We start from the raw sequence: 25,839 nt of genomic DNA, 5'->3' as shown, positions 1-25,839 counted from the left end.
TGGTGTACAGGTGAGGAGAAAACAACATGAAAAAGACATTTGCAAGAAAATGGCTGTCATTCAGATCGGCCTCGGTGGCCACAGCCCTGGGCATCGTGACACTGGCCGCGGCGGCTCAAACGGGCGCGCTAACCACGGTCAACCTCACCGCGCAGCGCATGGGCCTGACGCTACCGGACGGCACGAACACATCCATGTGGGGCTACTGTAGTGATGACAAGGCCCAAAATCCGGCCTTGAACGGTGGCAGGCTGCTTAATGTCAATGCCTGCGCCACCACTTCGAATGGTGCCAATAGGACATGGGCGCCTGGTCCAACGATTGTTCTTCCTGTCGGCAATCAGCTCACTATCCACCTGAAAAACGAGCTGGCAGCCGGCACGTCGACCTCGCTGGTGATCCTCGGTCAAATCGGCGGCAGCGCGGGCAACCCAACGCGGGATGCCGCACCAGTGGATCATCCTGCGCAAACCTCGACCACGTGGCCAGTGAACTCGGCGGGCAGTTTTACACCACCTCAACAAGCCTTACGCGCTCGGGCTTTTGCCCAGGAGGCCGCTTTCAACGGAACAATCGCCTACACCTGGAATACGAATATCGCTCCCTCGGCCAGCCAGGCCAGCTATCTCAAACCTGGCACCTACCTTTATGAAACAGGTAGCCACCCTTCGCTGCAGGCACCGATGGGCTTGTATGGTGTGCTGATTGTCACGCGTCGGCCATCGTACGAAATCGAGCAGCCTGGGACCGCAGAAGCCTCGCAAACGCTGGAAACGCCAGGGCAGGCTTTTCCCGGCGCCTTTGCAAGAAATACTCAGACACCGTCGCCTCTTGCGGGGCTGGCTAATGTTCCGTACGACATGGATGCGACGCTGCTATTTTCTGAGATCGATACCGTCCAAAATGCAGCGGTTGATGCGGCGGCCGTTGCGGGTACGAGTGAATCGATTCGCTGGAATGACGCGCGTTGCAGTCAATCGCAAAAACCGGGACCGACCGGCCCCGGCGCAGCGCAGGTGCCGTGCTACCCGGCGGCTGTGAACTACACACCGACCTATTTCCTCGTTAACGGAAAGACCTACAACGAAACCAGCCCTGCCGATACCTCTCTGGTATTGCCCGATTTGCAAGGCAGTGACTTCGTGACGGGCAATATTCTGGTCCGCATGGTGAATGCCGGGTTGCGTACTCATATGCCGTCCGTGGTGGGACATCCCTTCACGTTGATCGGTGAAGATGGCAACGTCGCGCCAGGCAACACCAAGTTGCAAAACGAGGTCAATATGCCGGCGGGAAAAACGATTGATGCGTTGATCCGTCCCATGGCGGGTGCGCCTGCCGGCACGTTCACACGTTACGCCGACGAGGTGTACCCATTTTTTGACCGTGGGCTTGCCCTCACGACTGGCAACCACACCAAAGGCGGCATGCAGGGGTATCTCGTGGTGGCGCCGGCAAGAACCGCCACGCTCAGCGCCGCTGCATTGACAGCGGGTCTGAACAAGGCAATCGGCGCGAGCGCTAAAGCTGCGGTAGCGGCGACCGCCAATCCGGACTATTACACGATATCGCCTAATGCGACGATCCTGAATAACAACGTACTTACCAACGATATCGGGGTCACGCGCGCCGTGTTGCAGGGAAAGACCCTGACCGCTGGCGCAACATCGACCACGGCAACGCTGGCACGTGGCACCGTCACGCTCAATACCAATGGCACGTTTCAATACAAGGTGACCAGTCCGCCTGCAAACACGCTGTCGCCTTTCATTGAAAGCTTTACTTACTGCGGCAATGATTCGGCCACTGTCTGCGCGTTGGTATCGATCACATTTGAGGCGACGGGCGCAGCGCCAGCCGCTGCTGCGCGGGTTTATAACAACGGCGCTACGACGGCCTATCCGAGCAACGTAGCCTCCCTCATCAAAGTACCGCGCGGCGCTGGCCTTCTTGAAGGCGCGGTGGATCCCGATAGATATCCGCTGACCGCGAAATTCTCTGGCACGGCGCCGACCTGGGTCACGTTGAGCGACGACGGCTCGTTCCAGGCTACGCCTTGTTCACCCGCTCCCGCGACTTGTTCGTTCCAGTTCGTCGCGGTTAATTCGCAGGGAACCCCTAGCCAGCCGCAAACAGCCACCGTTGTTTTCCCTGTGGGTAGCGGCCTTCCGGTAAGCGTGGTGGATGCCCAGAGCGGGACAGCATTGCTTGACGATTACAGCTGGATCATTGAAGAGGATCAGACGTGGCACAACACCAACCCTGGTGTGACGCCACCGATCAACAAGGACAAGCCGACGCCCAGCCTGGCGACGAGCTTTTTCCACAGTTATATGCCGGTGGTCGCGTCCGGCTGTACGGGGCGGCTGAGTTGCAGGGACGCGCAGACCTCGGGCGGTACTGCGACGTCACCTGGTCCGCGCTCTTTGCCATCCGAAGTCGCTCTTGATCCGTCAAAGTGGTATTTCATTTCCATTTTGCCCGGCGACTCGGCTAATCCATTCGTGGCTGGTTTTACAGGTGATCCGTTGGTTAATCCGGATTGCTTGAAGCCGAGTGGGCCGGCGACGAATGACGCGAAATGCGGACACACCCTGAGCGGCGCTCCGATTTCGCCGCTTGCAGGCGGCGCCTATCCGCGCACAACCGTCAAAGTCGAGCCCAGTCCGTTGCGGCCCGCGCAGTTGTCCGTGTATATTTTTGAAGACAGCAGTCCGACCAATGGAGATCCGGATGCGAATGAGCACGGTCTTGGCGGTTTCGAAGTTCGCGTTTGGGATGTGGCTGGCCGCACCGGCGACGCGATTGGTCAGATCACCTACGACGCCTTCAATATGCCGCTGTCGAACGCGCTGCTGGGCACGCCAGGCTGCCCGAATGTGTACAGCTCGACGGCATCGGCGACGCGCCCGATCGATCCTGCAACTGGACTTGCCAATCCAAACTACGCTTCCAAGGACCTTACGGGGGTCATCATTACCTGTCCGGACGATCCCGTAGACCCCAATAATCCGGGTGTCGACTATGCCTTGCAGGGGCAGGCGCAGATCAAGAATCTCATGCCGGGGCGCTTTGACGTGATCGCCCATCCCGGTGCGGCGCGCCGGGGTGCGGGAGAGACCTGGTACCAGGTGTCCACGCTGGAAGGAACGCCAGGCCAGGACGCTTTTTCCAAGGCGGGTGAACCGGCCTACTTCCAAGAGTACGGCCCGCCTGGATTCCATACGTTTATCGGTTTTTTAAACCCGGCGCATATCGCCCAACAAAATGTCATTGCCACGCATGTCCCGGTCAGCGGCATACCACCGGCGCCTTCAGCCGACAACGAGGCGCCGCCGATCACTGGACCTGTGGCGCTCGCGACTACCACCGTGTCTGGCCGCGTCACCAGCCTGCACATGTCGCGTCCCATCATGGAAACCCTATGGGATTCCGGATCTCGCGCGCCACTGGCTGCCACCAATTGCCTGGTTGGACTGAATCAGGATGGTGAACTTGGCCTGAATATCGGCTTTGCCGCTTGCGATGATCAAGGTAATTTCACGTTGAGTAATGTTCCAGTCGGCTCTTACATGCTGGTGATCTGGGACCGCTGGCTTGACCAAATTATTTCCTTTAAGTCGGTTCAGGTGACAGCGGGAAAAACGCCTGACGTGAATGGCAATCCTGTTCCTACCGGTCCTGTCGCCATGGGCAACATTCCGGTATTCAGCTGGTTCACGCGGGTGGAGACCAGTGTCTACACCGACGCCAACAACAATGGCACACGTGACGCGGGCGAGCCCGGTATTGCGCAGGTGCCGGTCACCATCCGTTTCCGCGACGGCTCAGTCTCCAACGTGCTGTTCACCGACGCCGATGGCAATGCGATTTTCAATGAACTGTTTCCACTGTTTAACTGGTATGTGGTGGAATCCGACCGAACACGTTTTGCCAGCACCGGGGTGAACGTCACCGTCGATGCCGGTGGACTGCCGGATTGTGTGAGCTATAACGCGTCGACCGGGCAAGGAACGGTTGGCTCGGTGAATCAAAATAGTGCCATGCCCTGCGCAAGAATCGGCGGCATTCTGAACTCGTCGTACGTCTGGAATGATCCGCTTACCGGCAAGAATTTCGGGGCAGTACCCACCGGAATGGGCCATGCGACGAACCGTAAGGACAGCGGCAGCGTTCTGTATGAAGGACTGCAGGGGTTCATCAACCAAACGCAGATTCTCGACTGGGGCAAGCGTCCTTTTAAAGTGGGCGAAAACGGCGGCATCGAGGGCATGGTGGTCTACGCCTCGACTCGTGGCTTTGACGATCCCAGTCTTGAGGTTCAGTTCAAGTGGGAACCCGGCGTGCCGCGCGTGAAGGTCAACCTGTACAAGAAATCGATAAATGCCGACGGTACCGCCTCTCTGGCGCTGGTCAACTCTACGAAGACGACCAGTTGGGACGATTACGCCAATGGCGCCAAAGCAGACGGCACGCCTAATATGGTATGCCCAGGGCAGGATGCGAATGACCCGTTCCTGACCTACACCCTGGGCGTAAAAGACCAGTTCAAGTGCTACGACGGCTTCCACCTGTGGAATCAGGTGCAACCGGCGGTCTACGATGGCGCTTATTCGTTCCGCACGGATGCTGCTGGAAAGCCGCTTGAGTCCGGCAGATATGTCGTCGAAATAATTCCGCCGCCAGGCTATGAAATTGTCAAAGAAGAAGACAAGAACATCCTCATTGGCGATGCCTTTGTTGCCCCTGCAGCCCAGCAGTTCGGTGCGCTCTCGAATATCTTTATTCTGCCGGATCAAGCGCAAGTGGCGGCGTATTACAACCCCAACAATCCGAACAACCCAACCACCAGCCTGGGGTTCCAGGGGGCGAAGTTGAAATACCCCGGCTGTGTCGGGACCGTGCGAACGGTGCCGGATTTCATGAGCCTGTTCCCGAACTCGGGCCAGGTAGCGCCATTCGCCGGGGTGCTTAAACCGCTGTGCGATCGTAAAGAAGTGCTGCTCGGCGATCAAGCCACGGGAACCGCTACCTTCTTCCTGTTCAGTAATACCCCCGTGGCAGCTCATTTCACCGGGCTGATCCTGGACGACGCAGCCACTGAAATCAATGCCGTCTCGCCCGATTTTGGGGAGAAGTTTGCGATCGCCCACGCCCCTGTTTCTATCCGTGACATGAACGGCGTAGAAATCTCCCGGGTCTATTCCGACCAATGGGGTACCTACAACGGCATGGCCCCTTCGACCTGGCAAGTGAATGTGCCGAATCCAGCGGGCTACTCGCCCAATATGCTGATTACTTGCATGAACGATCCAGGACCGATCGTCGACACGCGGACCGGTTCGTCCACGTTCGGACAAACAATTTCCGACCCATTGTTTAACCCGTCTTTCAGTAATTTCTGCTACACCAACGGATTCATGCCAGGCGCAACAGTCTATTTGGATACACCCGTGCTGCCAGTGGCGGCGTTCGCTGATGGCTACAATCCGCCCGATTGCAGTTACCCCCAGAACACGCCGTCTATCAAGCGCGTTGACGGCGATGGAATCGGCCCTTGGGTGGCCACCGCAGATGGAACGCACACTTTGAAGGTTACCGCCCTGGGCGATACCGATGTGCCCAATCCGGCGTTTCAAGGGCCGAGCGGGACCGCTGCGCCATTTAACCAAAGCACCGTGAAACGGCATTATGGATTTGGTTCGGTGCCTGGCAAGATAAGTGTCAACGGTATTGCACTGACCAGTGTCGCGTGGTCCGACGCCGTCATTACCGCGAAGGTGCCTGCCGGCGTCACTACCGGCGAGTTGCAGATTACGAACTCCGGCGGACTGCCGAGTGTCGACACGGTGACGGTAAACGTCGGTGGCCCTACGCCGGTGGTGGTCAAACCCGCGTTTTCAAGCCCGACGCCCATCACTGCACGAGGAGCAGGTTTTCCCCATCCGATTCAGGAGGCCATTGACAGTGCCAAGCCAGGTGATCTCATCATCGTCGATGAAGGCACTTACCCTGAACTGGTGATCATGTGGAAGCCGATACAGCTTCAAGGCGTGGGGGCCGCTTCAGTAGTGATTAACGCGGCAAAATATCCGACCCAAAAGCTCGAAGACTGGCGGCCGCGCATCAACAAACTATTTGGTGTTGATGTCATCACGGGCAATCTGACCGACAAACCGCAAGTCGATCCTTTGCCAACGCAGCAGCCCATCACCGGTGGGGTGATACGGCTTGAGCCCACTATCCTCGCCACCGAGGAAGGCCCCGGTATCGTCGTGCTTGCAAAGAATCTGCCTCAAAGCGATTGCGCTAATACGTTTTCTCCAGACAACGGACCCAGCAATTACTTCGCGGTAACCGCGAGAAGTCAGGGAATTCCAAGCGCAGTTGCGGTACAGCCAACCAACTGGAACATGGGAGATTCAAATTTCAGCTGCGCCAAGTCGCGTATCGACGCCTTGAGCATTACCGGCAGCGATGCAGGGGGCGGCATCTTCGTGAATGGCTGGACGCACGGGCTGGAAATTTCCAATAACCGCATTTACGGCAATTCGAGTGCGATGCACGGTGGCCTGCGTATCGGTTCGCCCTTTGAAGAAGAAACGCCGCCTACCAACGGCTATGGATACGATGTTGGCGTAAAAATTCATCACAATGCGATTACCAAAAATGGCACGGTTGAAGCAACGCCTGGCGCGGGCGGGGTGAACGTCACTGGCGCGGGAGCGGGCGTGTCGATCTGCACCGGCACCGATAACTATGAGGTCAACTACAACTTTATCTGCGGCAATTACAGCAACGGCGGCGGCGGCGGCATCGGCACATTGGGTGTCAACATGAACGGCGTGATCGCCCACAATCAGATATTGTTCAATCAAAGCTCACAGCGCACGGCAACGGTCAATGGCGGCGGCATCGATATAGAAGGCGATCTCACTACCAACACCACGTTGTCGAACGGTACCGGAAACGTCACCATAGACTCCAATCTTATTGTCGGAAATTTTGCGCAATCCGGACATGGCGGTGGCATCCGTTTGCAGCAGGTCAATGGCAACGACATTGTCCAGAATCCCAACAATCCATCGAAGTGGTATCGGGCGACGATCACCAATAACATCATCACGAACAACGTGGCGGGATGGTCGGGCGGAGGCATCTCGCTGGTGGACACGCTCAATGCCGTCATCCATGAAAACACCATCGCCAACAACGACAGTACTGCAATCGTCGGTGCTCTTTTTGGGACCAACGGCCGCGGCCCAACGACGTCGTATCCAAGCCCAGCGGGCATCAGCACTGCCATGACGTCTCCGGCGCTGCTGGCGGTGTTACCAACCACGGCTTCGGCAAGCGTACCGGTATCGGCTACAAAAGCGCGCAACACCTACTCCAGTCCGGTCATCTTCAATGACATCATCTGGCATAACCGTTCATTCTTCGTCGATGCCAGCCGGGGCGTTGGTGCGACCAATGTCTGCACCAGCAACGATGCAGGCAACAAGACCTGCGTCGCGCTTCCGCCGTCAGCCAGTGCCGGGGACTGCACAGGGGCGCCCGCCTACTGGGATATCGGTACCGTAGGTGATGTCTCGGCAGCAGCATCTCGTTTTACCATAGCGGATATTAACGACTCGGTACTCTCGCCGTCGGGGTCGATCTATGGCAATAACCCAGCCAAAGGCCTCACGGTCAATGATCCGGGGCTGGTCAAGAGCTACTGCAACGGTCCACGCGCTAATCCTGGCGCTCAGTTTGAACCGGGTCAGCCGTTCCTGCCCCCCTTCAACATGGTTGCTGGCGTCACGCTTGATGAAGCCGGTAACTTTGTCGATCTGAAATACGGACCGCTGTCTTTGACCGATCCGCTGAAGCCAGGCTCCGTGTTCTACGGCGACTACCGCATCACCGCTACCGGGTCGGCATTCAACGCGGGGGTCGGTGCCGATCCAACCAGCCGCCTTGCCGCAACTCGTATCGATTTCCTCGGCGCTCCAAGGCCGACGGCCGGACGCTCGTCGGGCTATGACGTGGGTGCGACGCAAGCAGCCGGTACGCCAGCAACACCGGTAGCGGGCGCACCGACAACGCCCGTCATTGTGCCGCCCCGCCCAGCGCTGCCGATCAATGGAACTCCGCCGACACCCCTGCAGGTCGTAACAACGCAAACGGCTACCGTTCCGCAGATTGCTGTGTTCAAACCGGTGCCGGTTCCGGGCGGCGTTACCGTTCCGACCGTCGGACAATTGACGCCGGTGGCTCTGTTCACGGCGACGGTTGCAGCGCTAGCGCCAACCAATGCGACCGCCGCGCCAGTGGCACAGTTGGGTAACCTGTTGCCGGCCATTATTCATTCGGCCATCAACTGCGGTACGGTGGGGCAGCCTGCCTGCAGCACGGGGACCGTCCAGCTGACAAATACGGGCAATTCGGCACTTTCGATCGGCAGCATTACCAGTGGCAATAACGCTCAGTTCCCGATCGAGAACAATTGCGGTGCCAGCCTCGCGGCCGGTGGCAGGTGCCTGATTACGGTCACCTATCGTCCGCAAGTCAATGCCTCCCCGGCGCAGGCGACGCTTACCGTTCAGGACAATAGCAAGGGCCTTGTGAACAGTACCCAGACCGTTACGCTCGTCGGCGCAACCTTTTGACGGGGAAATGTCATGAGCTGGATCACCCCTGACGATCTACCCGCGATGATCGCGCTCTCTTCACGGCAAGCTGAGGAGGGGGTTGAAAAGAACGCACGGAGGGAACTTCAGCCGTCGTCTATTTATCCTGTTGAATCTGCTGAGTGTGGCAGCAGAAATTGGACAAGAAGCGTGGTCATTGCGCTGGGTCTCCTGAGCTTTGTTGGCACCTTCAGTCCGGTTTACGCAGAGAGTAATCAGGATCCGCGCGATCTAGCCCGCGCATGGCGGCTTTACCGGAATCCCTTGTTCGAGCGGACGTGGGGAGTGGACATTCTTGGGGTACGGCTGGTGTCCTCAAATTGGATGCTGCAGTTTAAATACCACGTGATTGATCCTGAGAAAGCAAAACTGCTGCTCGACCGGACTGCCAAGCCCTACTTAACGGATAAGACCACTGGGGCGATGCTCGCCGTTCCCGCCATGGAAAATATCGGCGAATTGCGGCAAGCGACGTCGTTCGAACGCGGCAGAGACTACTTCATTATTTTTGGAAATGCGAACAAGGTGGTGCAGCGGGGTGGCCACGTGACGATCGAAATTGGTGCTTTCCGCGCGGAAGACCTGGTGGTCGAATGAGAAGGACGATAGGTAATTCAACGACGAAGGAAAAGCGAACATGAACAGGCAACATCTCACATCCATTGCTGTGCAATGCGGCAGTGCGCTGGCATTGGTATTCGTTTTGTCGACGCCGTCATGGGCAGAGACTGCCGGCTTAAGTGCCTCCCAAGTGGTTGACAGGAATGTGGCGGCGCGCGGCGGTGCGGCCGCGTGGCAGGCAATCCACTCTATTTCCTTTGCCGGAAAAATGGATGCGGGAAAGACCCACCCGGCGCCCGCCGGTACGGTCGACAACTTCTCCTCGATTCCCTCCAACCTGAGCCCGGGACAGCGTCGCATGATGCTCGCGGCGGCGCCAGCACCAGAGACGACGGTCATTTCCTTGCCATTTCGTCTCGAGATGAAGCGGCCGCGCAAGATCCGCCTGGAACTTGAGTTCGCGGGGGACACCGCCGTCCAAATCTATGACGGCCACGTCGGTTGGAAACTGCGCCCATTTACCGGACGCACCGCATTCGAATCGTTTACCCCTGCGGAAACGAAGATCGCGGAGTCTCAGCAAGACCTGGATGGCTTGCTAATTAATTCGGCCGCCAATGGCAGCCAGATCGTTATGGACGGCGTGGATACCGTGAATGAGAAGAAGGCGTACAAGCTCAAGGTCGTATTGCGCAATGGCGAGGTGCGCCGGGTCTGGGTGGACGCGTCGACTTTCCTGGAGGTTATGGTGGATGGCGTGCGGGACGTCGGTGGGCGTTCACGCAAAGTCACCACCTTATTGAGCGACTATCGCCGAGTTAGTGGCGTCATGCTTCCGTTCTCCCTGGTGACGCGCGGAGACGGATTAAAGGAATCCGAGAAGATCATCATCGACAAAGCGGAGGTCAACTCAGATCTACCCGATGCACGTTTCGTAAAACTATGAACCATCTAATGGCTAACGCAACATCGATGGGCTCCGTACGCTCTCTTCCGAGAAGTGTTGTCGCGGTGCTGAGGGAGGAAAAGATGAAAATTGACGACCCAGTGCGGTGCACCTTTAAAAACACGGCGTTGAGTAGAACCCCAATGCACGCTTACGGACGTGCGGTATTGCGGGCCGTAGGCCTGTCAGCCATGCTGGTGATGACGGCGGGGCTCCAGGCGGCCGAACCCAGCGTGCAGGTCGGCGCGCCGGACCAACTGCAAGGCATGACGCCTTCGGCCGAGCAAATTGTCGAACGCAATGTTGCCGCTCGCGGAGGCCTTCAAGCATGGCGCGCAGTGACGAGTTTGAGCGAATTTGGACGGATGGAAATGGTCCAGCTCAAGGTGGCTAATGGCACTTCCCCGAAGCGGACAGACGCTCGCCGAAAAATGAGTGTTGCGGCTAACGATACCAATGTGGCCTTCACGATGCATATGAAACGTCCGCACAAGTTCTATTTGCAGCTTCAATATAAAGGGACTACCGCTATTCAGGTTTTTGATGGTGAGCAAGGTTGGAGAGTGATGCCTTCTCCGAACGGTGTCGTCGCCGTGAAATTCCAGGCAGACGCAGCGCGTGCGGCTTCAATACAGCAGGATCTCGACGGCCCATTGATCGACAGCGCCGCCAAGGGAACGAAAGTCACTGTGGAAGCAGTCGAGCTTTTGGAGGGAAGAAAGACCTATCGCCTGAAGCTGAACCTGCGTGATCAACAAGAGCGTCACCTCTGGATTGACGCCGAGACATTTTTAGATACCAAAATAGATGGCATGCGCATGGTCTCCGGAACACCCTGGCCCGTAGAGACCTATTTCTCAGCCTATAAAAATGTACAAGGGCTTCAAATACCGCATGTGCTTGACACTTCCATTGGAGGCGCTCACACCACGGAAAGAATCATCATTGACCATATCAACGTCAACGCGGCGCTGGATGACGCAATCTTTGCTGCGCCGACCTATGCGCCAAAGCAGTGAGTAAGAGCGCATGGGTGAGCGGCAGGTCTTTGTATTAAAAATCGCAGACTTTATACTGCTGAGCACGCTTGTTGCGTTCGCTCCGAATTCGTCTGCCGATGTCGAGTCCGCGCAACGCCTCTATCGGCAGGGTACGCTGGCCTCAGGAGCATTGCTCCGTGGCGAAAGAGATTCGAATGGATACGTCGAAGGTTCCGCTGCCGCCTGTGTCAACTGTCATCGGCGTAGTGGCTTCGGAACGACCGAAGGCAAATTCATCATCCCCCCAATCAGCGGAAAATATCTGTTCCGGCCGCATGGTGACGGGCCAGAAGATGTGGATTTTCGCTATGGACCAGCGTTCATTCCCAAGCGCGACCCTTACACCGATGCGACGCTTGCGCGCGCCATCCGGTCCGGCATCGGCAGAGAGGGTAAGCCGCTAAGCGAGCTGATGCCACGTTTCGCGCTGGACGATGCCACCATGGCCGACCTGGTTGCTTATCTAAAAAATCTATCCAGTGGACCAGTGCCAGGCGTTACCGAAGATACGCTGCATTTTGCGACGGTCATTACACCCGATGCGGATGCTGTCAAGCGCCAAGGGATGCTCGACGTGTTGGAGCGCTTCTTCCGCGATAAAAATGAATTTATTCGCGGTGGCAGGTTGCCCATGAAAAGCGATAGAGGCGTCATGTACAGGGTTACCCGCAAATGGCAGTTGCACGTTTGGGAACTCAAAGGCCCTGCAGACACTTGGGAGCGGCAATTGCAAGAACGGATCGCCGCGGAACCGGTGTTTGCCATGGTGTCTGGACTGGGTGGGAAAACGTGGGCGCCCATCCACCGGTTTTGCGAGCACGAATCGATTCCCTGCTTGCTTCCCAATCTAGATCTACCGATCAACGCGGAGCGCGATTTTTATCCTGTTTATTTTTCCAAAGGCGTTCTGCTCGAAGCGCAACTTATCGCAAACCGATTGGCGGAGCGGGGAAAGTTGGCGGGTACAACGCGGGTCCTGCAAATATTTCGCGAAGGCGATATTGGACAGGAGACTGCGAATGCTCTCGACCACGAATTAAAGGCTACTGGATTGAGTTCAGAGTCACTCGTACTCAAGAGACCAGGGTCGGAACAGGAACTGGCACGCGCCGTGAATAGTGCGAAAGCAGGGGATGTGCTGGTTCTATGGCTTCGCCCCAAAGATCTATTGCTGCTGCCGCGTACGACCAATAGCCAAATGGTATTTGTATCCGGATTGATGGCTGAACTCGAAAACGCGCCGCTTCCGCTGGCTTGGCGCGAAACGATTCGCATGACCTATCCATTCGACCTGCCGGATCTTAGAAAGATCAGAATGAATTTCCCTCTGGGCTGGTTCAAGGTGCGGAATATTCCGGTGGTGAACGAACGGGTTCAGTCTGATACGTACTTGGCGTGTCGTATCTTGTCCGAGAGCTTGGGCGACATGCTGGATAGCTTTGAGCGCGACTATCTGGTCGAACAGCTTGAGGCGATGTTAAGCCGGCGGCTTGTGAACGGTTACTACCCCCGGCTTGGACTCGCAGCGGGTCAACGCTTCGCGTCCAAGGGGGGCTATATCGTGCGCTTCGCGCAACCGGATTTTATTCACCCGGTGGCGGACGGCGGGTGGATCGTGCCTTAGTTAAACCTGACAGAGATAAGCCGCTTTGCGGAAGATGCAAGTGTTCCTCCGTATAGATTTCTGGACAGCGTCTACGCGCTACTCTCCAGCGGGCTCACGTAACTATCAAGGCACCCCGACATCCGCTGAGGAGAGGCTTACTTTGCTTTGCTAACGCGGCGATGATGCTTGACGTGTTGAACTTTTTTTGCACCGGCTGAGCCCTTGTGCATGGTGTTCCCGCGGACAGGCGCCTCGACCTGACGATCGTTGCGTGCATCCGGATGCCCGGCAAGTGCGCCTGTATTGGTTTGAGCCTGTGCGAATGGGGTGAAGGCCAAAACAAGTGCGGCGATGCCAATCAGTTTTTTCATTTTTAATCCTTTGAGTGGTGGAGTTCGAGAAGCTGCTCTCAATGAGAAGCACACCCTTGAAACGCCGCCACGCGCTCCGGGTTGACAGCGGTAGAGCTGCGATAACGACTTGTTACCTTTAGGCCAGCTTTTACCGGGGCTGTGCTGCGGCTGCCCGATTTCTTCTTCAACCTGCCACCCGGTCTGACGAGTATGGGAACCTGCTGCAACGCTCACTTTCTGACAACACCGCGGTGAGTTTCCACACGTTATTTTTCTCGAACCGAAAAAGATTGACTCGACAAAATTTCCGGGCTAAAGTCCGCCGGTGTTTAACTTTTGGAGACCCTTTCGTGGGCGCCAGTTCGGATTGTTGTAGTTGCCAAAACCTTTTTTTGGCACCGTCTCGGTAAGATAACGCAAGTCTCCCTTGCCACCCTCTAGCCGCAGGCGGATGGTGGTGTCTCGATGTTCCTGACCTCGTCGCGAACATGCTGATTTCCTCCCTACTTATTTTTTTGTTGACTCCCCGGCTCCTGGGCTGACGGTTTCTTCACGAGGGTTGTCTTATGCAACCCGGGCGCACGCTCGGGCGTGAGTGACTGTGGCTGCGCCGCAGACACGCAGAGGGCTCTCGAACTGATGACGACGAAAGGTGCCTCTTACCAACCCTAAGAGAAGTACCTATGTTGAAAAAAAATCAAAGGTTTGCCAATTTCAGGCTGCCGAAGCAGGGCCTGTCACCGGCGCTTTCCGCTTCAGCGCGGAATATCGTACTGAACCTGTGGAACGCCAGCCGGTGGGAACTGGTGATCGCGTGCCTAGCTTTCTTTCTGGGCGTTGCTCCCGCCTTAGCGGCGGAAGCGGCAGCGAGCGATGTCAATCCCGCCGACCCGCTTGCGGCCAAGCCGGCAGACGATTTCTGGACGCGACCGAACCTGCTCGGCGATATGGGCGGCTTGCGGACCGCGCTCGGAAACGGCGGCGTGACGCTGGGGCTAACCGAAACGAGTGAAGTTCTCCATAATGCCAACGGCGGTTTAAAAAGAGGATCGGCCTACCACGGCTTAACCACCCTGACGCTGGGTCTTGACACCGAGAAGGCCTTTGGCTGGCAGGGCGGCAACGTCAACGTCAGTGCGCTGAATATTCATGGTCGTCCTTTAAGCCCCGCGTACCTCGGCAGCCTGCAGTCCGCAAGCGGCATCGAAGCGAACGCTGGCACTCGCCTGTGGGAACTGTGGTATCAGCAAAAAATTCTCGACGACAAAATGGACGTCAGGGTAGGCCAGCAAAGCATCGACCAGGAATTCATGGTGAGTCAGTATGCCGGCGCTTTTGTTAACGCTTCATTCGGCTGGCCAGCGCTTCCGTCATATGACATGCCGGCAGGGGGGCCGGCCTATCCGCTCTCCTCATTGGGCCTGCGATTGCGCGCGCGACCGACTGAATCGGTCACCTTGCTCGGTGGCGTTTACGACGGTAATCCTGCCGGCACCAACGTGGGCGACCCTCAAGCGGCGAACCGGCACGGCACCAACTTCAACCTGCACAATCGCGCGCTCTACATTGCCGAAATCCAATACGCCGTCAATCAGCCGCTGCCTGCCGGGCAAGCGGATTCTGTCGCCAAAGATGCCGCGGTCAGGACAGGCCTACCTGGCACGTACAAACTTGGGGTCTGGTACAACAGCCAGCAGTTTGCCGACCAGCGTTATGGCAGTGACAGCCTGTCGCTTGCCGATCCAGCCAGCAACAATAATCCCGCCTCGCTCAAGGGGAACTACAGCGTCTATGCCGTGGTGGACCAGATGGTCTGGCGCCAGGCTGAAGACGGCCCGCGTGCCCTTGGTGTGTTCGCCCGCCTGATGACCGCGCCGGGCGACCGCAATCTGATCGGACTGAGCGCCAATGTCGGTGTGACACTGACTGCGCCGTTCAAAGGGCGCGACAACGATACGGTCGGTGTCGGTTTGGCGTATGCCAAAGTCGGGAAGAACGTTCGTGGACTGGACAGGGATTTCGGTATTAACCGGGTACGTAGCAGCGAGACGGTTCTGGAAGCGACGTATCAATACCAGGCTACTCCCTGGTGGCAACTGCAGGGGGATGTTCAGTACATCCGCAATCCGGCTGCAGGTCAGAATCCGAAAGATGCCACGCAAAGGCTGGGCAACGAAATGGTGTGGGGCCTGCGTACCAACATCACGTTCTAAACGGCAACGGAGCATGACCCGTCAAGTTCGCAGTGTCTAGCGTTGTCGAGGGTCGGCTCAGCAAGGCCAAACACCGAATCTAATCAGGAGAAAAAGATGTCATATTCAACCACTATGGCCGACAGATTGCCCGTCGAGCCGGCAGGCAAGCGCCGGTCAGACCACGCTCATTTTGGCGATTCTCGGCCCTGCCTTTTAGCTCCAATCGTCTGAACCGCCGCCGCCCGCGTCATCCCAAGAGGCTGCATCAGCCACGCCGAAATCGTTGCCACCCATGTCGTACTGCGGCTGGACGCCTTGCGAGGAGGAGTCTGCAAGGTTATCAGGCTGACGAACATTGCCGTCGTGGCGTCCACCGTCCGTCATCCGGTGCATAAGCGCTTCGCCCGCCACTATGCCGGCACCGACGGCTGCCCCGGTGGCCAAACCACCCAGGATGCCCGAACCCATTCCACCCGCAACCGGTGGCGCCATTGAGCCAACGCCTGCGGCGTTGTATCCTGGCGCACCGAAGGATTGCGGCGGACTGACCGGGCTACCGTAACCGGGCATGCCCATGTTTTGCGCAGGTGCAACCGAATTCTGATTTCTGGAGCGGAAGAACAAGAAGATCCCTCCAATCAAAGCAAGCCCTGCCAGAAGCATTCCCCAAGGGATGTTGGGACCCGAGGACGGAGATGGAGACCCCGGAGAGAAACTGGACCGGATCGGCGTCTGCGACGTGGCGATCCGTGCCTTCAATTCTTGCACTGCAGCCGGTTTGGCAAATGGTAGCCCTGGGGCGAGCCGTTCTGCCGTCGAAAGCTCCGCTTGGGAATTGGCCGCGCGTCCTTGCTTCGCGAGAAGTTCCGCCTCTGCAAAATGGGCCTTCGCGCTGTTGGGGTGGTCGCGCAGCACTTGGTCCATCATGTTCTGTGCTTCGCGGTAGTTCCCCGCTTCAGCGGCTTGATAGACCTGATTTAACGTGGGATCTGCGGCAAATGCGCTGACGCTAAAAACAGCGCTAGCGAGTACCAGAGCAAGTTTTAACTGAATTGTTTTAACCATCGTCCTTTACCTTTCGAATATTTCACAGGAGTTGGGGGCAGGGTGAGGAAAGTTCAACCCGCTACTTTGTGAGTCTCCGCCAAAGGTGCCAGGTACCGACCTAAACGGAGTCCTCCGCTTCGAGGGCGACGCCGTCTCCCGTGTTTCCCATTAAGATTAGATTTTTTGAAATTAGCGAACTTCAAATCTCACGCATGAATTGGCAACGAAATAAAATCCTTCGCTTGATGCGCGCCCGGCCCCGAATCTTTATCGCGGCCGCTGCCGCGATCGCGGTTAGTCTCTTTCTCCCAACCGACCTCGCCAGTCATTCCGTCACACGTCTGCTAATCGCGTGGAACGTGGGCACCTGTCTTTATGTTCTGCTCGCTGCGATCATGATGATTCGCTCGTCGCAGCACCAGATGCACCGGCGCGCGCAAACGCAGGACGATGGCCAGCTCGTGATCCTGTTCCTCGTTGTTGTCTCGGGTATTGCCAGCTTGGCGGCCATCGCGGGAGAACTGTCAGTCGTGAAGGACATGCACGGACTGCTCAAGGTTGCGCACATCACGCTGGCTGGGGTCACGGTGTTGTCGTCCTGGGCCTTCATTCAAGTGATGTTTGCACTTCACTACGCACACGACTACTATGCGGCGTCAGCCTATGGTCGTGCGGTGGGGCTGCAGTTCCCTGAGGACGATCAACCGGATTACGGTGACTTTTTTTACTTCGCAGCCGTGATTGGTACCTCTGGACAAACTGCAGACGTGTCCTTCGTCTCCAAGCCCATGCGTCGTATCGGCTCGGTCCATTGCATTTTGGCGTATCTTTTCAACACGACCGTTTTGGCGCTACTGATCAATATTGGCGCAAGCCTGTTCTGACGGGCCTGCGCGGTATCTGCGCGATGTCCGCTGCGGCGCCGGCACATAATAGATGTAATGCAGGGCCGTCCGGGCGAGAACCAGGCGCGCCGCGTTCTCCGTATACTTTTCTTTTCAGATACCGCTGCTGTAGCGAATTAAATTACGCAGTCCGGCTTACTTTCAAAAGCCGCCCTTCGGCTCCAATGCAACTTTCAGTGCTTTCATTTCGAAAAATCATCCTATTGGGGCTTGTGCTCCTCATCAGTGCCTACACCGCAGTGGCGTGGCAAATCGTTCAATTCGGCAACCAAACTTCTGACGCTTCAGCGGATGCAGCGGTGGTATTAGGCGCTGCAGCATGGGGAAACAAGCCTTCACCGGTTTATCGTGAACGTATTAACGAGGCAATATCTCTGTATAAAAATGGAAGGGTTCACTGGATCATTTTTACCGGTGGAACGCCCCAGTCGGGATATCCCTCGGAAGCCGAGGTTGGACGTCAATTTTCTGCCGCGCATGGCGTTCCTAATTCAGCGATGCTCGTCGATATCGAGTCTCGTAATACTTGGCAAAATCTGGAACGGGCCAAGGAATTGATGGAGCTTGCCGGGATTCGGTCGGTGCTCCTCGTGAGCGACCCCCTGCACATGAGCCGCGCGATGGCGATGGCACTGGATCTCGGGCTGCAGGCTAAACCTGCTCCGACACTTTCCAGCCGCTTTCGATCCTGGACCACTTGGGGGAAATTTCTATGGCGCGAAACCTGGCTGTATATCGACTACAGGATGTTCGGACGGCACTCAGATACCGCCGCATAAGCGGCTTAAACGCCTGATAGTCACGGAATCAGGCGCTACCACAGAAGGCGCGCAGCGGCATTCAGTTCGCCTGCGTGGCGCATTGCAGCGACGGCAACACGCGCTTCGCTATGGAGGAGGGTGTATCAGCCGACCCAAAGCACGGCCAATGAAGCCAGCAGACAGTAGCCCCCGAAAAAATGCCACCGGCCTTGCTCAAGCCAGCGCGAAAGCCAGCGAAGCGCTACCAGACCTGCCAGAAAACTAAATACCATCCCGAGTAAGCTGGGGCCCAGGAGATGCAAAAAGCTGCCGGCATCTACGATTGAAGTGGCGACATGTGCCTTGTAAAGTCGATAAACTTCTTTGACGATCACGGCTGGAGTCAGAACAACGGCCAACGCAAAGCTGAATTCCTCAGCGCGTGTGCGGGCCACGCCCAGGACTAAACCGGTTGAGATCGTGGCGCCGGAGCGTGAGAATCCCCGAAAAGGCAGGCACAGCCCTTGCACGGCGCCGATCCAGGTGGCACTTTTTAAAGACAAATTCCGTTTTACATTTTGATCCATACGCGAAGAGACGATGATCAGCAGGCCTGCAGCCGCCAGGGACGCTGCCATCAATCGGGCGTTGCCAAACAGGTGTTCAATTTCGAAATCAGGGGAGTTTTTGGCGACCGCATATTTGATCAATTGAAGCAGCAGAAGGCCGACGATCCCGGTTGCGACAGTGGCGGTTACGACGTAGAGCGCGTTGGTGCGAAAAGCCTGCAAAGACCCGAAATAGGTGGCGCGCCAGGTTTTCCAAAAATGGACAATGACAGCGAACATCGTTCCCGTATGCAGCATCACCAACAAAAGCGTCATTTCGGGCGCCGTGGGATCCAGTCCCATGAGCTTTTCGGCGACGATCACATGGGCGGAGCTTGAGACTGGAAGGAGTTCAGCGGCGCCCTGGATAACAGCAAGGAGCAGGATTTGTAATAGATCCACGAGGTGCCTTTACGGGTAATTGGAAATCGTTGGGAATTCTGCCACACCGCCCATGGCCAGGAGTGGGCGCTGTCGACCGCCCTGACCGCAAGAAATTCGAGGGGTCAGAGATATTGCGGCGTCAGGCTGCGCGTTATCGTTAAATTAACAAGCCTTCGAGGGGGAAATCGTGTCTGATGAAACTGGAATGATCCGCGAACTACGTGCGCTTATAGCGTCTCAGCGAGTTGCCGCCCTGGGGACTATTGGCGACGATGGGGGCGCATTTGTTTCGATGGTTCCGTTTGCCCTGGAGCCGGTGCTTGGCTGCCTGGTAATCCATGTCAGCGGGTTGGCCGCGCACACGGGTAACCTTCAAGCCAGGCCGAAAATATCGTTACTGGTGATGCAGGCGGAAGTGCCGGATGAGCCGGTGCATGCATTGCCCAGAGTCACCCTTGAAGGACTTGCAACGGTGTTGGAGCCCCGCGGTCAGACCTGGCAGTCCTGCCGCGCTGTGTATTTGCAACGCTTTCCTGAGGCAGCGCCCATGACGCAACTGGGCGACTTCAGATTTGTAGCAGTAGAGGTCAAGGGTGCCCGACAAGTCTCCGGCTTTGGTGTGGCGCGCTCGATCGGCGAGGAAGGTGTCAAACGGGCTTTCGTGCAGGCGATTTAGGATCCCACTGGATAGGCCTCTGCTACACTTTCCGCAGTCATTGGGGAGTAGCCGCTCTGTTCAAAAGGGGCCTGCGTCAACATACTTGGTCGTAGACCATGGCGCAGGCAGCTTCATGCTTGGCAAGACCTTTGACCACACTGCCTCCGATATGGGCCGGGGACGCGCTGTGGTCATTGGAAATCAGCCGGCCCCGGAGAATCTTTTTGGAAGCATTCCTGGTCTCGACTGGCGTCGTCGCCCTCGGCGAAATGGGAGACAAAACCCAATTGCTGGCCTTCCTTTTGGCCGCAAAATTCAAACGCCCTATTCCCATCATCTTTGGGATTCTGATCGCAACACTTATTAATCATGCCTTTGCTGGCGTGGCGGGAACTTGGGTTGCGGCACAGCTTGGCCCAACCATGCTTCGCTGGGTAGTTGGCGTGGGCTTCGTTGTGATGGCGGTCTGGATGCTTATTCCCGACAAGGCCAGCGGTGATTTAAGCGGAGGAAAGCAGCGGTTCGGTGTTTTCGGGACCACGGTGCTGGCGTTCTTCCTGGCAGAAATGGGCGACAAAACCCAAATCGCCACCGTGGCGCTGGCCGCGCGATACCATGATCTGGTGCCCGTTGTGGCCGGTACTACGCTTGGGATGATGCTCGCCGACGTGCCCGCCGTATTTCTGGGGGGTGCCTTTGCTCAGAAGGTGTCCATGCCCTTGGTCCACGGCATCGCGGCGTTAGTCTTTCTCAGCTTGGGGGTCATGGCTTTGTTAAACGTCGGCCACGCGTTCTGAAGTAAATCGCCTTGTATTTAACCGATCAACCCGAACCCCGTTCCAGGGGAGGTACACAGAGTGTTCACGGGTTAATCGGTGCATTCACCGCTTTTTTGATACCATGAGCAGAAGTCCTAAAACTCTCAACCGTGACGCCAAAAAAGGGGAAACACGATTATGTCCACGACTCTGAAATTTAAGCCTGCGTTAGCCGCCAGCCTGGTGGTGCTTGGAACTTTAATTTGTGGATCGGCACGGGCTGACAATGAAAGCCAGGTTATCGACTTTCAAACCCACGCGGCATTCTTTTCCAACGAGACACACCAGAAGCCACCGTTGGACCCCCAGGTGTTCGTCGCCGCGCCTGCCGCGGCTGCGGCGATCGGTCCCCAGGGCATCAAGCACGTGGCGGGTATCCGGAATGCGCTGATTGGTGAGACCCAAGAGCTGCCGCTGTTGAACGCGTCAGGAAAACCCCTCGACATGTCTCTCGGTGCTTGGTTAGCTTCAAAAGGAGAGGTGATTTTGACGCCCCTGCCCGGCGGCCGGGAAAAAGTCACCGTTATTCTTTCAGATCTGAAGCCCCACGGCCACTACAGCTTGTTTGAAAATCATTTCGACCAACAACCTGTTGGGTTCACACCCCTTGATGGAACCGGTTCAGGCAACAATTTTGTTGCGGATGGCGAAGGAAAGGCCGTCGTGTCAATGGTTTCTCCGACCCTCGTTACGCACGACAATGCGGTCCTCGTTGTCTACCATTCAGACCGGAAAACGCATGCAGCGTCTCGCGGTGACCTCGGTGTCAACGCGCATCATCAGTTGATTGCCAGACCGTAATAAAGCCACAGAAAAAACCGGACCCGCTTTGGCGAAGCCTCGCGTTATCGGTTGACGCATTCGAGCGTGTCAAGCAGCGGATCGCCGACTCTTCAAGTCCCGCCCGATCCTGCATCGGTGCCGCGACCAGAGCGTTTTCGCGACTCGTAGCGCGTCATCAACGGCGTTACCGAAATGCCGTGTGCGATGACTGAAGCGACGATCACAGCCAGGGTAATAGACAGCAAGTGTTCCGCCAAAGCCGGTTCGATGTGGTGGCTGATCGCATAAAGCAGGTAGTACAGGGAGCCGATGCCGCGAATGCCAAACCAGGCCATCAGGCGCCGCTGCGTTCCTTTGACGTGCGTTCCCAATAAGCCGACGTAAACCGCCGCTGGACGAATCAGTAAAAACAGCACCGGGATGAACCAGAGTACTTCGCTACGAAACTGAACTGTGGCTATCAGCACACCCACGGCCAGCACAATGGCGACTTCCACAAAGCTTTCGAGCTGGCTGTTAAAACGCTGTACCGCGTTCATCATGTGGGCGGGTGCTTCGGCGCCTGATGCTTCGCGGTCTGCGGGGCTCAGCGCAGGTGTGGACTCTGCTGGCAGAACCGATTTCGGCTCGTCAATACGGCGTAACGCCAAGCCCGCAGCGAAGACGGCCAGAAACCCGTAGGTCTGGCTTAAAAGCGCCAGCCCATAAGTCAGTGCGATCAAGCCCAACGCAATGAACTCATCCGAGCCCAGCGCTTCGCGGTGGCGCATACGCAGGTTGATAATCGCACGGCCCACCAGGGTGCCGAGCAGGTAGCCCAGACCCAAGCCGCCCGCGACGGCCCACAGCACGTCAATCGACCACCAGCGCCAGCCGCCTTCACCCAGCTCGTGTAGGTTCAGCAAGCCCAGGCCCAGCATCACGAAGGGAAAAGCCGTACCGTCGTTCAGTCCGCCTTCGCCGGTCAGGCCAAAGCGCAGACGGTCGCGGTCGCTCGGGTCGCCCACCTGCACATCAGAGGCCAGCACTGGGTCGGTCGGCGCCAAAATTGCGCCCAGCAAAACCGAGGCACCCCAAGACAAGCCCAGAATGAAGACGCCCACCGCAGTGACCGCCCCGACGGTGATCAGCATGGACACCGTGGCCAGTTGCACCGGAATGCGCCAACGCCGGTTCGTGATCGGTAATTCCAGTTTCATGCCGGCGGTGAAGAGCGATATCAAAACAGCCACTTCGGTCAGCCGCTCGAGTAGCGCCACATTTTTAAAGGCATCGAGTCGGATGAGGCCCAGGCCCATCGGGCCGATGGCCACCCCTGCGCCCAGATAAAGCATGGCGGCACTCAGCGGCAAGCGGGCAACAAAGGAGCCGGCGAGCGTCATCGCTATCAGCAGCAGGCCGACGATGATGCAAGCTAAGGTGAAGGTGGTTGGCTCGTTCAAGGTAGGGTGGCTTGGCGCAGCCAGCTGGCCGCATGCAACGCTGTGGAGTTCATCGACACAGCTTAAAGCAATCGGGGCTGGCCCCGCAACACCGCCGGTTGCGCCTGAAAGGAAAGGCGCAACTTTGAACCCGCAAGGTGTTTGGATTAAAAGCGGCTGTAGCCCAACAAACAGAAACGAAGTCAGCTATTGAAAGAGTAGCTTATTCAACGATGGGGCGAGTCCACCCGCCGTGAACCAAACTCGGCTTCATGCTCAGCCCATGGCCGCTTCTGTTGTAGTCCAACAAGCCGCTACGAGCGCCAGGTCGCAGACCAAGACGAAGTCGTCCTGACTTCGGTCAAGGGAGCTTCGTCAGGATGAAGGATACCTCGGGTGCGTTGTCGGGCGCGCTGGAGCTGGTATCTTTCCAACTGCCCCGAAATACCTTGCCGCAGGAGCCTTCCACCACTTCACCATTCCAGGTGCCCGTAATGCTGATCTTGTCGGAGGACTCGTCGAGCAACAGCATGCCGTCTTCCAGATCGCCGGCCAATGCGGCTTGGGCGGTTGTGACGTTCGATCCGGCTGCATGGCTTAGTTCGCGACTGACCACGCCGGCCAGACTTTCAGAAAATTCCGCATGGCGCTCGAGCAGTACGGTGGCTCGGCTCGACAGTCCTGCTGGGGAAGGGGTAAAACGTGCTTCCCACCGTCCATAAAGTTGTTCGGCTTTCATAGACTGAACCGTTGGGCACGCTGGCTCAGGCTGGTTTTTAGCGCCAGCACCTGCGGCAACTGCACCAGCGGCTATAAAAAAAAGAGCGAACCGGAGGGAATTAAAAGTCATGTTCAATGCCAGGTTGGAGCCCATGAGTCAACGGCGATCCGCTGCTGCGGCCGCAGCCGTCGCAGCCAGTGCAAGGGCTGATTTTTTTGCAAACTCGGCGCGCAGCGCTTTGATCTTTTCGCGAGGATCTTCCCTGATGGTCGTTTTGTCCAGCGCCATTTCGGCGATGAAGCGGCTCGGTACGCCAGGAATCATCTCACGGCCTTTTTTGCGCTTGCGCAGCCAGTTCACCGCCAACGTGCGCTGTGCACGCGTGATGCCCACATACATCAGGCGACGTTCTTCTTGCAGGCGCAGCGCAATGTTGTCGGTGTTGGTCCCGTCGTCGTTTTCGAGTTTGAACGGCAGCAGCCCTTCCACGCAGCTGGCGAGCACCACGTGCGGCCATTCCAGTCCCTTGGAGGCGTGCAGCGTAGACAGCGTGACGACGTTTTGTTCCCCTTCGCGCTCGCTGATGGTGGAAAGCAGGGCTATCGTCTGCACCACCTCGAGCATGGTCTTGGTTTCCTTCTCGACCACGGCGCCCGACGCGTCTTCGATCTGTCCGCCGCAGCGCTGCGCCATCCAGTCGCAGAAATCCATCACGTTGTTCCAGCGCGCGGCCGCTACTTTTTCACTCTCTTCACCATCGTACAAGTGCTTTTCGTAGTCAATGTCCTTCAGCCAGTCTTTCAAGAGGATGCGCGCGTCCTCGGCACCAACCGTTTTTCTGGCGCGCTGTTCCAGCTCATTGACATAGCGGCCAAACTCGTGCAGCGAGCCGACCGCCTTGGCGGGCAGCACGGAACCCAGTGAGTTGCTGAACAGCGCTTCGAACAGGCTGAGCTTGTAGCGTTCGGAAAAGGTGTTCAGCGCCTGCAAGGTGGTGTGGCCAATGCCTCGCTTGGGCGTGGTCACTGCGCGCCTAAATGCCAAGTCGTCGTCGTTGTTGACCAGCAGACGCATCCAACAGCACAGGTCCTTGATTTCGGCCCGGTCAAAAAAGCTTTGACCGCCGGAGACCTTGTAGGGGATCTGCGCTTTCCGAAAAGCTTTTTCAAACGGCTTGGCTTGGTGATTGGCGCGGTAAAGCACGCAAAAATCTTTCCACTCTTTGTACTGGCTGCCGACGGCCTGGAGTTCCGCGCCGGCACGAAGGCTTTGGATGCGGGCGACCACGCGCTCGGCTTCGTGCTCCTCGCTGTCGCAGTCCACCACCCGCACCGGCTCGCCTTCGCCGAGTTCGCTGAACAAGGTCTTTGGGAACAGCTTGGGATTGGGGCCGATCACGTTATTGGCCGCCCGCAGGATGGCGCTGGTCGAGCGGTAGTTTTGCTCCAGTTTCACCACCTTCAGGTTGGCATAGTCTTGCGGCAACCGTTTCAGGTTGTCCAGTGTCGCGCCGCGCCAGCCGTAGATCGATTGGTCGTCGTCGCCGACCGCCGTGAAGCGGCCGCGTGGACCGACGATCAGCTTCAGGACCTCGTACTGCGTGGCGTTAGTGTCCTGGTATTCATCTACCAAAACATGGCCCAACGAACGTTGCCACTTGGTGCGCACCGCTTCGTGCTCTTGCAGCAGCTTGAGGGGTAGACCAATCAGATCGTCGAAGTCCACGCTTTGGTAGGCTGTCAGACGCTCTTCATAGTGCGCCATGATCCGCGCGATCACGCGCTCTTCGTCGTCGCTGGCCTGCGCACCGGCCTGGGCCGCATTGAGGCCCCCATTTTTCCACCGGCTGATGGTCCATTGCCATTGGCGCACAGTGGCCGCTTCTGTGCTGCCGCCCGCGTCTTTCAGGATGCTGGTCACGTCGTCACTGTCCAGAATCGAAAACTGAGGTTTCAGGCCCAGCGCTTCGCCGTCCTGCCTGAGCATGCGCACGCCGAGCGCGTGAAAAGTGCAAATCACCACGCCCCTGGCTTGCTTGCCGATCAAGCTTTTGGCGCGTTCGCGCATTTCGGCGGCAGCCTTGTTCGTAAAGGTGATGGCGGCAATCTGGTCGGGCTTGAGACCGGACTGAATGAGTCGGCCAATCTTGTGCGTGATTACCCGCGTTTTGCCTGAGCCCGCACCCGCCAGTACCAGGCAGGGTCCCTGCAGGTAGTTGACGGCTTCTTGTTGGGCGAGGTTGAGTCCCGACGTGGCAGGAGATGCGGTAGGGGACACGGGAGAGGATGACGACATGCAGGCAAAAACGAGAAGATTCGAAACTAATGACTTAGAAAAAAAGAAGGAGGCAACCGGCATCATAGCCAGTCAGTCGACAG

17 protein-coding genes and 1 riboswitch are annotated in these 25,839 nt (G+C 57.4%); of the genes, 11 read left to right on the top strand and 6 right to left on the bottom strand.

Annotation, left to right across the window (positions count from 1 at the left end; translation table 11 throughout):
• Nucleotides 1-26: 26 nt before the first annotated feature.
• The 5 genes from HHJ16_RS04415 to HHJ16_RS04395 are packed head-to-tail and all read left to right on the top strand — an operon-like array spanning nucleotide 27 to nucleotide 12,846.
• On the top strand, nucleotides 27-8,654 hold the full coding sequence (locus tag HHJ16_RS04415; RefSeq protein WP_293641048.1) for an SdrD B-like domain-containing protein: 8,628 nt from the start codon (nucleotides 27-29) through the stop codon (nucleotides 8,652-8,654).
• A 12-nt stretch (nucleotides 8,655-8,666) separates the two neighbouring features.
• Nucleotides 8,667-9,272, top strand: a complete 606-nt coding sequence (locus tag HHJ16_RS04410; protein WP_293641047.1) for a hypothetical protein — start codon at nucleotides 8,667-8,669, stop codon at nucleotides 9,270-9,272.
• A gap of 40 nt (nucleotides 9,273-9,312) precedes the next feature.
• The gene (locus tag HHJ16_RS04405; RefSeq protein WP_293641046.1) at nucleotides 9,313-10,182 is read left to right on the top strand and encodes an outer membrane lipoprotein-sorting protein; all 870 of its coding nucleotides are present in this window, start codon (nucleotides 9,313-9,315) and stop codon (nucleotides 10,180-10,182) included.
• Nucleotides 10,179-11,201 carry an outer membrane lipoprotein-sorting protein gene (locus HHJ16_RS04400; RefSeq protein WP_293641045.1) on the top strand — a complete coding sequence of 341 codons (1,023 nt, stop codon included), beginning with the start codon at nucleotides 10,179-10,181 and terminating at the stop codon, nucleotides 11,199-11,201. Before HHJ16_RS04405 ends, HHJ16_RS04400 begins: the two co-directional genes overlap by 4 nt.
• A gap of 10 nt (nucleotides 11,202-11,211) precedes the next feature.
• Nucleotides 11,212-12,846 (top strand): cytochrome c, encoded by a 1,635-nt coding sequence (locus tag HHJ16_RS04395; protein ID WP_293641044.1) that lies wholly within the window; start codon nucleotides 11,212-11,214, stop codon nucleotides 12,844-12,846.
• 137 nt (nucleotides 12,847-12,983) lie between these two features.
• Here HHJ16_RS04395 and HHJ16_RS04390 read toward each other — a convergent pair whose 3' ends face one another.
• Nucleotides 12,984-13,199, bottom strand: a complete 216-nt coding sequence (locus HHJ16_RS04390; RefSeq protein WP_293641042.1) for a hypothetical protein — start codon at nucleotides 13,197-13,199, stop codon at nucleotides 12,984-12,986.
• 665 nt (nucleotides 13,200-13,864) lie between these two features.
• Between HHJ16_RS04390 and HHJ16_RS04385 the strand changes: the two genes are divergently transcribed.
• A complete protein-coding gene (locus tag HHJ16_RS04385) occupies nucleotides 13,865-15,394 on the top strand; it encodes a carbohydrate porin (protein ID WP_293641041.1) in 1,530 nt (509 codons plus the stop codon).
• A 195-nt stretch (nucleotides 15,395-15,589) separates the two neighbouring features.
• Here HHJ16_RS04385 and HHJ16_RS04380 read toward each other — a convergent pair whose 3' ends face one another.
• Nucleotides 15,590-16,441 carry a tetratricopeptide repeat protein gene (locus HHJ16_RS04380; RefSeq protein ID WP_293641039.1) on the bottom strand — a complete coding sequence of 284 codons (852 nt, stop codon included), beginning with the start codon at nucleotides 16,439-16,441 and terminating at the stop codon, nucleotides 15,590-15,592.
• A gap of 194 nt (nucleotides 16,442-16,635) precedes the next feature.
• Here HHJ16_RS04380 and HHJ16_RS04375 point away from each other — a divergent pair, with 194 nt between their 5' ends.
• Nucleotides 16,636-17,307, top strand: coding sequence for a DUF1345 domain-containing protein (locus HHJ16_RS04375; protein WP_293641037.1), 672 nt, complete (start codon nucleotides 16,636-16,638; stop codon nucleotides 17,305-17,307).
• A 185-nt stretch (nucleotides 17,308-17,492) separates the two neighbouring features.
• A complete protein-coding gene (locus HHJ16_RS04370; RefSeq protein WP_293641035.1) occupies nucleotides 17,493-18,107 on the top strand; it encodes a YdcF family protein in 615 nt (204 codons plus the stop codon).
• 125 nt (nucleotides 18,108-18,232) lie between these two features.
• Here the strand turns inward: HHJ16_RS04370 and HHJ16_RS04365 are convergent, their stop codons facing one another.
• A complete protein-coding gene (locus HHJ16_RS04365; RefSeq protein ID WP_293641033.1) occupies nucleotides 18,233-19,078 on the bottom strand; it encodes an undecaprenyl-diphosphate phosphatase in 846 nt (281 codons plus the stop codon).
• Between the two features lie 169 nt (nucleotides 19,079-19,247).
• On the opposite strand from HHJ16_RS04365, the gene HHJ16_RS04360 reads away from it, so the two are divergent.
• From HHJ16_RS04360 to HHJ16_RS04350, 3 genes are all read left to right on the top strand, one after another.
• Nucleotides 19,248-19,736 carry a pyridoxamine 5'-phosphate oxidase family protein gene (locus HHJ16_RS04360; RefSeq protein ID WP_293641032.1) on the top strand — a complete coding sequence of 163 codons (489 nt, stop codon included), beginning with the start codon at nucleotides 19,248-19,250 and terminating at the stop codon, nucleotides 19,734-19,736.
• Between the two features lie 30 nt (nucleotides 19,737-19,766).
• Nucleotides 19,767-19,935, top strand: a riboswitch (yybP-ykoY riboswitch).
• A gap of 7 nt (nucleotides 19,936-19,942) precedes the next feature.
• Nucleotides 19,943-20,515 carry a TMEM165/GDT1 family protein gene (locus HHJ16_RS04355; RefSeq protein WP_293641030.1) on the top strand — a complete coding sequence of 191 codons (573 nt, stop codon included), beginning with the start codon at nucleotides 19,943-19,945 and terminating at the stop codon, nucleotides 20,513-20,515.
• 204 nt (nucleotides 20,516-20,719) lie between these two features.
• Nucleotides 20,720-21,337 (top strand): hypothetical protein, encoded by a 618-nt coding sequence (locus HHJ16_RS04350; protein ID WP_293641028.1) that lies wholly within the window; start codon nucleotides 20,720-20,722, stop codon nucleotides 21,335-21,337.
• A 92-nt stretch (nucleotides 21,338-21,429) separates the two neighbouring features.
• Here the strand turns inward: HHJ16_RS04350 and HHJ16_RS04345 are convergent, their stop codons facing one another.
• From HHJ16_RS04345 to HHJ16_RS04335, 3 genes are all read right to left on the bottom strand, one after another.
• The gene (locus HHJ16_RS04345) at nucleotides 21,430-22,761 is read right to left on the bottom strand and encodes a cation:proton antiporter (RefSeq protein ID WP_293641026.1); all 1,332 of its coding nucleotides are present in this window, start codon (nucleotides 22,759-22,761) and stop codon (nucleotides 21,430-21,432) included.
• Nucleotides 22,762-23,101: 340 nt separating this feature from the next.
• Nucleotides 23,102-23,479 (bottom strand): hypothetical protein, encoded by a 378-nt coding sequence (locus tag HHJ16_RS04340; RefSeq protein ID WP_293641024.1) that lies wholly within the window; start codon nucleotides 23,477-23,479, stop codon nucleotides 23,102-23,104.
• Between the two features lie 138 nt (nucleotides 23,480-23,617).
• Nucleotides 23,618-25,756, bottom strand: a complete 2,139-nt coding sequence (locus tag HHJ16_RS04335; RefSeq protein ID WP_293641023.1) for an ATP-dependent helicase — start codon at nucleotides 25,754-25,756, stop codon at nucleotides 23,618-23,620.
• Between the last annotated feature and the right edge of the window lie 83 nt (nucleotides 25,757-25,839).

It is taken from the genome of Polaromonas sp. (genome assembly GCF_012927485.1).
Taxonomy (GTDB): domain Bacteria; phylum Pseudomonadota; class Gammaproteobacteria; order Burkholderiales; family Burkholderiaceae_C; genus Polaromonas.
The sequence above is the reverse complement of the archived record's forward strand: the minus strand, read 5'-3'. Positions and strand labels throughout refer to the sequence as shown.